The 12,677-nt window shown below is 45.6% G+C and carries 1 protein-coding gene; it reads right to left on the bottom strand.

Features of this window, described 5'->3' with window-relative positions; all coding sequences use genetic code 11:
• Nucleotides 1–20 precede the first annotated feature (20 nt).
• Complete coding sequence (locus RIC19_RS12185; RefSeq protein WP_350178597.1) at nucleotides 21–12,476, bottom strand: PKD domain-containing protein; 12,456 nt, start codon at nucleotides 12,474–12,476, stop codon at nucleotides 21–23.
• Between the last annotated feature and the right edge of the window lie 201 nt (nucleotides 12,477–12,677).

Raw genomic sequence — 12,677 nt, 5'->3', positions numbered from 1 at the left:
TCAATTGTTTTAAATGACCGTTATGGCCTTGGTGTTTGCTTTACAATTGGTAAAGCTAAGCGGTGCCCTCGGTCGCTCTTCAATTGTAACAGATAAGTGCCATCTGGAATATCAGGTGCTAAACGAATACTTCGTTTCCCTGCTTCCCATGTGGCGGTCAAATGCTCAATTTTTTGCCCGGATATGGAGAGTAGGTCCAGTTCATAAACCCCGCCGTAAGGTAATTGCAGCGCTACATCCAGGTATTGGCTAAACGGATTAGGAGTGGCTTGCAGTCGAAGTTCTCCCTCTGGAAGTTCCAGGGTCTGAGTAGCTGCGCCAACCCAAATATCATAGAGCCCGAAGCCCATACAACCTGCCATATCGGTTCGTGATAAGGAGGCCTGGTAATGGCCGGGGAATTCGTACTGATGCAAAGGTGAAACAAGGGCACTCGTCTGGCCATCTCCAAATGACCAGGCAAAACTCCCTGCCTCATGTTCCGGAAGGAACTGAATAGCAGTAGCGGTGGTCACTTCTTCAGGAGGGGCTACCGTAAAGCTGGCATCCGGCTCATAAACCGCTACGGTGGCTTCCGCAGGTGCAGATATGCAGCCCCGGTAGACCGTTTTGGCGTAAGCCGTATAAGCCGCTTCAATGTTTTCAAGAAGTAGCGTATTGCCTTCCTGAAGCACTTCACCATCTAAAGACTCCCAAACTACGCTGGCGTCCTGATTAGGCGCAATAGCGTGCAGGACAACATCCGTTCCGCGGCAAGCCGCTCCGTCTGTTGATACTTCAATTGCTGGTGCAGGTATTTCCACCTCAAGGTTCTCCAATACTACGGTATCAGTGAACGCGATATCCCCCTGTCCCGTGATGGTGACCGTATAGCTGCCTGCGGAGAGGCCCTCAAGTGAGGCCCCAGCCGCTCCGTTATTCCACTCGTAAGTAAAGGGCCCTTCTAAGCCGCTGACCATTGTCACGCTCAATGTGCCGGTGGTATCCGCTTCACAGAAGGTACTCACCTGCTCATAAACCGCACTCATAGCCTGGTTTTCGAAGGTATAAGGATCCGTAAAGCTGCCAATGATGCCGTTAGGTTCGTAGACTAAAGACTCCTTGGCCAGGTAGACCTGATCCTCGCTGGCATCGTACATCAATATCTGAACCGTTTCACCAGGCTGCGCACCGTAGATAAACATAGGTGCCATGTAATCATTCAGGGCAGCAATATGGCTGATATGGGCAGCGCCACGGCAGGCTCCGTTTACGTATGCTGCTATTTTATCGCCTTCGTCCAAACTCTGTATTTCATTGAACCGGGCCACGCCCGTAACAACCATACTGGAAGGGAAAGCAGATGGATCGACTGACCAGGTTTCCGGATCTGCAGGAACAAAAGCAACCGGGTTTTGCCCGTTGCCATCGGTAACCGGTGCTGCCGAAAGTGGGCTGGTCGCACCATCATATATCATGACCGCATTATTACTGCCCACCCTTATCTGGTAAGCGAAATTAGGGCGCATGACTTCCATGCCGCTGCCCGTACCGAATAGCCATTGAGCCATGCCTTCATTGTACTGGGCAATCATATTGGTTCCAAGACCGGGTATAGTTGGGTTCTGTGGAACAGTAGTGAGGAAATCACCATCTGAAACATTGAACACATTGAAGGCAGCATTAATATCTACAGTGTCCTGAATAGGAGCACCGATCAGATTCCAACCCTGCTCAAGCGAGATAGGCCCAAATGACGCATCCGCTCCGGTCACCCGTATTGTGTCGTCTAACCGGCCCAGGAAGAGAATATACCCCTCCTCTGCATCGATGCTATCGAGCCCGTTGGTACTGAGCCATCCAATGCCTTCGACATAGCCGGCCGAGGTGCTTTCTGTTTTGATAATATCTCCGTTTTGTAGGAATTTAAGTTCACGAAGCTGCTCGCCGACACGCATATCATCTTCCTCGTTATTGAAAGACAGCCAGGTAATCCCTCCTCCATCTTCTTCGCCGTTGACAGGGATGTAGCGGGCACGATCGCGGTTCCGGTCAACGATTAAAATCTCCGGATCTCCAAAGGAGCCGATTGGCTCAGTATCATCAAAGAACAGACTATCCAGTGGGTAACCATTGTACTCCCGGCCTTCATTCGCATCCCATACCCTGAACTCAAGCGGGGTCCCAACATCCTCGGGGTCACCATAAACCAGCATAAAGGAGGCGTACTGCCCAACCTGAGTACTGCTAATCCGTGCGACGCCACGAATTTCATTACCAATCCATGCACTGATAATGTCCATGGAATCACGGGAAGTCACACCCGGTGCATTGCTAAATTCAAAGTTGGTAATCACAGGGACGCTAGTGGTGTACTGAGTCGGGTCGACCACCCAATAAGGCGGTTTGGCCAATACATTGACCTTAATCGTAACAGCGTCTTCACCTTGGTTGGCAAGACCTGAGGTAGATAAAAAGCGGATCACCGCAGTGGTATCCCCTACCGGAAGTTGCGTTCCATCAATGGTAAAGTTGATCGCTCTGCCGGTGGCAGCCGGAACAGAACCTGTAGATGGATCAACCGTTAACCAGGGATAGTTTGCGTTTCCGTCTGTTATGAAGTTGATAAAGCCAATATCATCATTGTAGAAAATGACCGTATTCAACTCACCCTCACTATCCTGATAGATGGTGATTTCTAATGAGGTATCCTGAACAAAAATATCTCTGGCCACCACTCTGAAATCCCATCGGAAGGTATCCAGATAACGGTTACCGACTTCATCTTCAAGATCATAGACGATGGCGTCCAGTATTTGTCCATCGTAAGTTAACAGGGTGGCGTCATCCGGTTCGAAGATCAGCTTATTTTCATTTGCAAAGCAGAATACGTCACCGGGCACAGCATTACCGGTTTCACGCTCTGTGACCTCAAAGGTAAAGTTACCGAGCTTTGAACAATCCAGTTCTTTATTCACTTGGATACTGATCTTATCCCCGGCCTGCCAGATACCGTCTGCGGGTTCGGTCAGAGCAAATACATCGCCGGTTTGCCGGCGGATCTGACCGCGGATGATATTGGATTGGACTTTTCCCGAAGTCCCACAGAAAGAAATAGCACGGACTTCGTAAATCCCATCCGGATATTCTTCATACAATTCGGTTATGTCCCATATAAAGAAGAATTTCGGAATTTGTCCAGGACCGAAGTTGTCTTCATTATAGGCAACCAGAGAATCATTTTTAACTACATAGTTCGGATCCAATTGAGATGTTGGAATCTTCTCCCAACCCGAACCATCACCAATGCGGCGATATTCGAGGTAGATTTCTTCCAAAGAGGGATTACCCGCTTCGTAATCGCGAATTTCAACGGATAAATTTTCGTAGTTGTTTTCCAGAAATGGATTACGTCTTGAAATCAACCAATCATTACCCGGAGAAGCAATACTGATATCACTACAAGGGTGATCAAAATTGGCGCTAATGGTTACTGTATCTCGAACACCTAAAAGGAACAAATCCCCATCTGTACAACTAGGTCTTAGTACAACATAGATGCTGTCAAATTGGTAATTATTGACTGATCGGGTAAGGGTAAGCGGAAGAATAATGGGTTGATTAGGATTAATGAATGTTAACGTTTGCCCGCTCTGATTGCCTCCGCCTAGCAGTCCTCCGTTAAGGCGTATCGCTGCCCCATTCTCATTGCTTTCCCCTTCGTGGTATACGAATAGATCTCGCTGTTCTCCAAAGGGGTTTAGATTGGTAAGCTGTACATAAAAAGTCGCCGGTTCATTGGGATCCAGGTTGTTTAGCTCCTGGGAATCGAAAGTAGACTCCGTCTCCGGGTCATACAGTGAAATATCGAAGATATCCCTCAAAATAGTACCCTCTTCAGGAGGACAACTGGACCGGCCACCAAGGAGTTGGAAGTAAGGCGTATGCCCAGGGTCACGGCCTTTGATAGCGGTCACACTAAATTGATCACCTGGGTCATCATCAGATAATGTGTAGCTGATAGTGGACTCCACTTCTTTGGAATTATAGTGGTCTTTACCCCACTCAAAATTGAGTTGGATTTGTCCTCCAAGTTTATTTTCAGCAACGGCTATTTCTGTAATTAGGCCAAATCCGCCCGAAGCCTTTGCTGCCAAGTAACCTCCCAGGATCAGCGAGAAATCCACAAATCCCCGGGTTGACCATTTACTACTTGTCGTACGATTGACTGTTCGGGTTTTGGTGACATCCACACCAGCTGAAAAGGTGGTATTTTCCACTTCCGGGAATATCCCCTCCAGCGTTGTAATATCAGAAATTTGTTCCTCTATCTTATCAATAGTAAGATAAAGGGAGTCCACCCATAGATCAACAGCTCTCGATGCTTCTTCATACCTTTCCGCCAAATCGGTTGTAAAAATGACCTCATTCAGGGGCTGGTTGAGGATAAAACTATCCTGGGCATTATAGGAACCTATTTCTCCACAGAACCCTGCTCTGGCATCCCTGGCATTTTGTATCCTGGTAATAAAATCCTCATTCGGATCAGCATCTGGCGTAAAATCATCCGGCTCTTCTCCAAAGACGCCTACATCCAGCCCTTGTACAAAGGTTTGGAAGTTATCAAACTGAATCGACTCATCCCACAAAGAATCTGCATTGAGCTGTTCCGCACAGAGTTGATAGAAAGGGACTGATTCCCGGGCATGGTAATCTAGCATTGCCTGCCAATTTTCAGCAAGCGCACTTAGTCGCCCAACTGCTTCAGTTGGATCCAATACGTCCCCGTTCACCTGAAGCTCTAGCGTTCCATCCAGCACCTGCTGAACCTGATCCAGCTTTTCATTGCGCAGCTGTTTGATCTGACCAACCGTATAAAACCAATCTGTTTTAATCTCATTCAGCGTAATGTCAATAGTTTGAACTTTGACAAACTCGCAACTCTGTTCAAGATACCGGACTTCCTCTATCAGACCATACTGCGTTGAAGCCCCGATCCCCACAAGTACATCAGCATCCGGTCCTACAAAGTCACTTGTAGCTGAGGTAGAGATTTCCTGGGTTGTAGTAATTGAGAGCTCATAAGTATCCTCATCGGCGGTGCTTCCGCCTGCTAAAGCATCAATCTCTAAAAACAGTCCTACTGTGCCCACAGCAAACTTCAAGTCTGTCACTACACCTGCACCACCACGGAAAGAGAAGAGCTCCGTAAGTGATTTTGTAATTGTAGTTCCTTCTTCAATAGAGCTAGAACTGCCATCTCCGAAAGGATCACGAAGCACGTAAATGGGAAGTTTAATCTGGCCTTCCTGGTCTCTGATGTCCACGATTATGTCGCTGCCTGGCAATGGTGCAGAACCTGTAATAACAAACGGAATATTGACCTCCGCTAACAAGTCTCCAATCTCAGAGAAATACTTGATGTTGACCCCTTTACGGAAAGGCGCTACAAGGTTAGGGCCACCCGCAGTGAACAGGTGTTTTTCAAACCCATTCAATTCCGGCAAATACGCCAGCGTATCGCGGGTATTGGATTTGGCTGCAGCATTAGTTACTACTAAGATTCCTTCGTCTACACTACAGGTGAGGCCATTGATGGTTTCTTCCACACTGAAAGCTAAATTGTAGTTGCTGTTTTGACGTAAAATCCGGGGCTCAGAAGCATCCCCGCAGAACAACTCTCCGATTTCGTTCGCCACATCGATTGTTGCAGGCTTGTGGTAGACCAGTTTTGTGAATAGCAAGGAATCCAATACTTCCTGGCTGTAGTCGTTTTTAAAATTATCGATATGGGTACGCTCTACATTTATTTCAGTTGGGCGATAACGAAGATAGTCCGTGATCAACAGATTTTCTACCGTTGCCGGCACTCCGGACCTGACTGTCACCACGAGGTCATCCAAAGGCGGCAAATTCGCTGTTACCTTACCTGAAATACTATCGGTAGCTACAATTTGCTGGTAACAACCATCTCTTCGGCTGATTTCAATATTAAAGCTGCCATTACTCGAGGCTGGCAAACCACAAACCGTCGTTACAAAGAACTCCGCTTCATAAGTAAGAGTATCAACAAAGTCAATCTGATAATTTTGCCTGAAATTTGAGAAATCTGTAAAGACAGTTGCGCTGTCTGTTGTAAACAGATGCAGAATAGTATCTACATTATTGCCCATTATATCCGACCGGATTTGAAAGGAGTCAATTTCGATACGAATTTCTTCCAAACTGGCTTGTCCGGGCCGAAGAACCAGAGAATAGTTACCCTCTTCATCAGTCATGACCTCATCAACGGTTTCAGACCCGTTCGTAAAGGTATGGATAGACCGGACCGTGATACTGTCCAGCCCGCAACTTACATCTTCATAGGCTACCTTTCCCTGCGCAATGAAAGCAGTGTTGTCAATAAAGATAATGTTAGATTTGACAGGATTATCTGGTGAGATAACCACAGGAATTGGATTAACCAGGAATACGTGATCCAGATAGGAAGCTGTCAACGTATAATTGACGGTTTCATCAGCGAAGAACACGCCATCAATATAGAAATGGCCATTCACATCTGTAAGCCCTGTATATTCATATTTCTCGCCATCAATGATCCCTTCTGCTGATATAGTTACGCCAGGCACAGGTGCACTGCCGATCGCGGTGAATACATCCCCTTCGAATACCCCGATTGCTTTACGGTAGCCTTTATCTGATTTGGGTATAGATTCCCGATCTTCAGTCGTTAATACTTTAACCTTATAGGTGTATTCTCTGCCCGGAACACCGTCGGTATCCATGTATACCGACTCATTGAAGGCAGCATTGTAAATGAGCTCATCATCCCGGTAGATGTTAAATCCGTTGATGTAATCCCGATTGCCGGTAAAGTCCCATTCCACTCGGGTACGGCTCGAGAATTGGCCATCGCTGGCGGTAACGGATATTAGTTTTTCGTTCCAAAGCTCGAGGAGGTCTATCGAATAGTAAAACACTCCACCTTTGCTGCCATAATAAGGCGCTCCTATCAGAAACCCTTCATCACAAGCTGCGACAGAGAACCCAAAATCATCTCCTGCGTTACCTTGCCCTCCGGGAATATTCATTACATCAATGTATTCAAAGCTGGAACCCGTCCTTTTATAAAGATAGGCTACCCCAGTTCGAGTAGATGAGCTGCCTATATCTCGATGATTTCGGGCCCCCACTACTAGGTAGTCATCTGACAATGCAACTGATGAACCAAATAAATCCGTACCTGTATTATTGTCTAAACCAGGTTGGGAGATTTCCTGGATAGGATCCAGAAATGGACTGTTTCCAGTTACTCTGTAAATATATACCCTTCCGGACTCTTTGCTATCAGCTCCCACAGCTAGTAAGTTGCCGCTCAAGGAAACAGAAGTACCGAAATTATTACCATCCTCTTCGCCGTTCATCCTCTTGATTGAGCTCATCGAGTTACCCGATCGTTCGTAAACATCCACAAAGCCCTCCTCCGTCGCTGTATTTGTAGTAGCCCCTGCCACTACGTAAGAATCAGAGGCATCCATGGATACATACTTTTGATTAGATGGATTAGCAGCTTGTACCTGATTAGTAAAGACTGTGGCTGCAAAAGGGGAATATGTAATATTAACCCCTCTTATTTCTCTGGATGGCGTTGGAGTGTCTGGTTGCTGTGTGAAATAATAGCGAGACCCCGAAACGGCAACATTTTCTCCTAAACGGCTATCCGTTATTGGTGTGTTATTTACAATAATAACACTTGGAAAAAAAGTATCATAATATGCAATGAAGCCATCCTGAGAATCTGTACCGGGTGCACCTGCTATAAAATGACCATTGAAGGCATCAACACTGTATCCCCACTCGCTAAGACCGCCAAAACTATTTCCGGAAATAGACCTTTCGAGTCCCCAACCATTATTATCAAACTCAAAAAATGAAACATGTCCTACCCCTCCACCTGAGGATGGAGACCCCACAGCAAGTATATCCTGATGCGCACTGACAGCCCATCCAAATGTTGCATCGACACCGGAGTCATCCAAAGTATTGTACCCTTCACGAAGCAAGCCTGGGTAACCAGAATTTATAGCGGGGACAGACGAGAAATTAACCCCGTAATCACTCCTGTAAGCAATTACAGAGTAAGAGTAGGATCCGCCGGGCGTATTACCAATACCATTAAATACATCCGTGAATTGCCGAAGCCCACCACTTACGGTTCCGATTGGGGAATTGTCCCGCAGGATTTCAAAATAGTCTATATTGGCTTCAATTGGGCTGTACCAAGTCAATTCAACCCGGTTTTCATAGGTACCATCAGTGGCGATCAGATTCATCGGCATTGGAGGTCGGGGATAAGAGGCAACTGTAGCCGTCTCTGAGTCAGAATAATAGGTTACGCCATCTCTTACCGATACGGACTGAAGCATATAATCGATACTGGCTCCCGGTATAGCCAGTTCATCCTCGAATTTCAGGACATTACCTACCAATTGATCTGGAAATAGCGTTAGCATAATTGTCGAATCCCGCATTACGCTGCTCTGGTCAGTATAAGTAACCATATACATCATTTCGAACCGATCCACCCCACCTGCATAATACTCAAAAGACAGCATGGCATTCCCCAGAGAGTCTACTGGTGTGGCGATCAAATTGACAACTGGCTTAAGCTTAGGGTAGGTAATGGTATCCATTGCTCCTTCCGACTGGAATTCCATGCCGTTGCGATCCAGCAATCCAATCACCGTATAATCATGAACAGTTTCCGGACTACCCTCCAGGTCCCAATACAATCGTGTCCCTGGATCCAATGTAGCAATGAGGTTGTTATCCCGAAGTATTCGGAAGCCATCCACCTCGTCTCCCATATATGTCCATTCTATTTTAACCGCATTGCTATCTTGTACAGCGAGTAAGTTAAGATCGGGATCTCCAACAACAGGGTAGCCGACAGTTACAGATTTAGGGGCAGACGCGACCAATCCATTATTCTGAAACAGTATAGCTCTGACGGTATAATTATAAGTCTGACCCGGCTTTCCAGTCTTATCCTCAAAAGTCAACTGTTCTCCAGCCTGCACAATGCCTATTACTTCGTCATTTCTGGTCACTTGGTAATAAGCAACATCTCCTTTCGGATGGCTCCAGTTGAGGCTTAAGGTATTTGCAGTTCCAAAGTAACCAATAGTAGCCGTTAAGTTTTCCACAGGTTGAAGGGCAGGGAAAGCTATGAATGCTCCAACTTCTTCTCCTCTAACAATGTCTCCGTTATCAATAACGTATGGACGCACAGTATAAAGGTATTCAATGCCCCCAAAACCAGTACTATCAATAACAAAATTAGGCTCTCCCCTGGAAATATCAGCAATTTTAGCCAGACCGCGGTAGACTTCAAACCCATCATAACTACCTTCTGAGGCAGACCAACTGATAATAACTTGCCTATGGTGCTTAAGTGCCTGAGCTGAAGTATTCAATACGGCAGCAATAGAGTCTGTTCTGGGTAATGGAGGAACATCAGAAGGTTGAAAGATTTCTTCAAATATAAGTACTTCAATTTCGTTTCCTGATACTCCACCAACCGGACTCAGGATATCTGTCGGTACTTCAAGAGTACGCCCCTCAGTATCCAGATTGAAGGATATTACTTCGCTACCAATTGGCATACAATCAAAAATAGCCGTACCCGATGCATTAGTAAAAACAGGTTCAAGAGGCCCTGAATCTCCCACAACATCAATTCGCAGGCTATCCATACTCCTTCCATTCGCATCCGTATCAATGTGAGCGATCACATACCCGCGGCCTAATCTTGAACCCCGATCAAAAACAGAAATAGACTCCGCACCTTCGTAAATGGCTTTGATCGCATATTCATAGCGGGTAGAAACAGCTATATCATAATCATAGTAAGCCCGAGCGGTAGTTGGCAAGGTATCCAAAGCTGTTCCATCCCTGTAAATGACAAACTGAGATAGTTTGAAAACCGGATAGGTCCAGGTCAGCGCCACATGCATAGGGAAGCGTTCAGAGGCATTGATATTGCCAGGAGCCTCCAGCGTATTGTTACCAACTGTAACGGAAGCCGTTTGATCAGCAGCGTCAGAAGTAAAAACCGTACCATTTATATTCCTAAAAGCGCGGACTTCAAAATCGATGGAAAGAGCAATGGCTCCAGTAGTATTTGGATAATAAATTGCGCTGCTTTTATCTACACCAACCGTATCAAAGGGTACACCGTCTGCGTAAAAGATATACCCATCAAAGTTGGAGTTATTCAGAGGGTAGCTCGCATCAAGGTTTACGGTAGCTTTACCCGGGGCGGGTGTCACCGAATTAATGACGGGAGCTTCTATGATAGGAAAAGTGACCGGATTGTTAGACGCTGAAGTTCCGTTGCTTTGGGATGTGGTGTCAGATTGTAGTACGAAAGTGCTAACTGAATAATTTACTCCAGCTCCCGGCACTCCCTGCAGGTCTAAAAATTCATAATCATCGTCCTTTAAGATAGTTCCTATTTCTTCCCCGTTGCGGTAAACTTTAAAGCCAGTGAAGTTATCAATTGTCGAAGCTGCTGCTGGTATATTCCAAGTTATTAAAACTGAATTACCATTTCCCCTGGGGACTGCGTTTACATTTTCTGGCTCAAAAAATTGCGGATATAAATTACCATCAGCACTTAAATAGGCTGATTCAAAGATTTCTTCTCCCAAAACGGGACCATTGAATTTCCTGAAGGCAGATACATTATAATCGTAAGTTGCTCCCGGAATACCAGCATAATCGGAGAAAAACGTTACTCCTTTGTTTAACACCGCGATAAGGCTATCGTTGCGATAGACCTGAAAACCATCGTAGTTATTGGAAGCATGGGTCCAGCTCAATGTTAGAACCCCTTCTGTTTCGGAATTGAAATCATCCTGAATTATGAGATTTTGTGGCGCTGTGACCTTTGGAAACTGCACCGTATCCTTTACAGATACTAAAGTAAAGGAGTCATTTTGGATGGAATAAGCCCTAAGCTCATATACATAAAAATGTTCCGGCTTCCCGGTTCTGTCAGTGATGCTTCCAGGTACGCCATCAGCATCATCTTCTATACCAATAAGGGTTCCATATCGATACAATTGAAAATGGGTAGTATCCGCATCAGAAAAATAATCCCAGGAGAAGGTTAGGATATCCTCTCCCCCGTCGGAAGTAAGAGAATTTATAGCTATGGAATCAGGCCCGGTACTAAGAACGCCTCTAAAAGAGAAGTTGACTTTCTGAGCATCTGGATTGTTTACGTCAAGTGTAACCTCTTTTCCAGCGGGCAGAAAAGCCCCATCACCCGGACGGGAAGGTGTAATAGTGAAATTACCCGTTCTCCCAAAGAAAACCGAACTGAATGAATATTCGCCGATGTAGTTCGTTAATGTCGAATCCTGAATGATCGAATCGAGAACCTCTACCCGATATATTATCTTAACTCCGGATATACCAACCCCATCGTCGCTTCTCACAAATCCGGATATACTACCTACAGGATCTACACCTCCCATATCCTGATCTTGTATCTGGATAACATCGCCCTCTTCATCAACCAACAGGCTTATAGTGTATAAACTATTCAGTCCATAAGTAGGAATGGAATCTACATATTGTGTTATAGAAGGATTTTCAATAACCTCGATAACGTCCCCGTCTCTTCTAATTACCAGCTTATCAGCAAATGGCGATACATCATTCCATGACATCTCCACCCGGTCTAAAAAGGTGAAATCAGAAGCCTGAAAATTAATATCGAATGTGCTACCCTGGTCACAAACTGTAAAATCGGCTTCAGTAAACGTAGAATCTACAAGATTGCTAAAGGTCCGGATACAATAGTCATATTGAACACCATTTTCAAGGCTATTGGAATTGCCAAGGAGGTAGTTGTCCTCAAATGTAAAAACAGAATCAATAATAGTAGTTCCAGGAATAATCGCCGCAACAGTCTCTTCTGCCCCAACTTTTCGTATCACCTGGAAGGAGGAACTCAACTCAGACTTATTCGTCCAGGTGAGCTCTACCGCATCGGCACGAGTGGCATCTGTAGCAGTTACCCCAACCGGGGGCTGAAAAGCCAGGGTGCCGCCAGTTGCAGTCAAACTTGAACACCCCATCGCCGTAATTTCGTCACCGGGCCCGATTTCATAGAGGACAAGCTCATAATTAATGGATCGCCCCGGACCAACAAAGTGGCGGTAAATATTGTCTACCGGACCCGGCATAGCCTCATCTATGATTTCTGTATAGATGACAACACCGTTTGCTGTCAGCTCAAGGAATACACCATCTTCATAAGCTTCATCATTATTAGAAGCATCTTCAAAACAAGCCTGAGATAAGTCCCACTCCACATCAATATAGGAGTCGCTCATTCCGGAAGTGGCCGAAAAAGGTTGGGAAAAAGCAAATTGGCAACCAAAAACGAGGCAACCGCTCAACACCAGGGATAATAGTCGAGTCATGAGGTTTAGGATTTGTTATACATCTACGTTACACGTCCATTCAGCTTGAAGGCTTAAACAGAACGCGATTGAAAAACCCGCCTTAGGATAAGATTGCTGCTCATATTTAGATCGTCCCGAGGGGTTATGGCAGCTTAAGGAATAGAATAAATCACCCTTGGCTTCTTCAAAAGTAGACATTTTTTCATGACTTTTAATCAA

This window comes from Phaeodactylibacter sp. (assembly GCF_040219495.1).
In the GTDB taxonomy this organism is placed as follows: Bacteria; Bacteroidota; Bacteroidia; order Chitinophagales; family Saprospiraceae; genus Phaeodactylibacter.
This window is presented reverse-complemented; position numbering and strand designations above follow the sequence as displayed.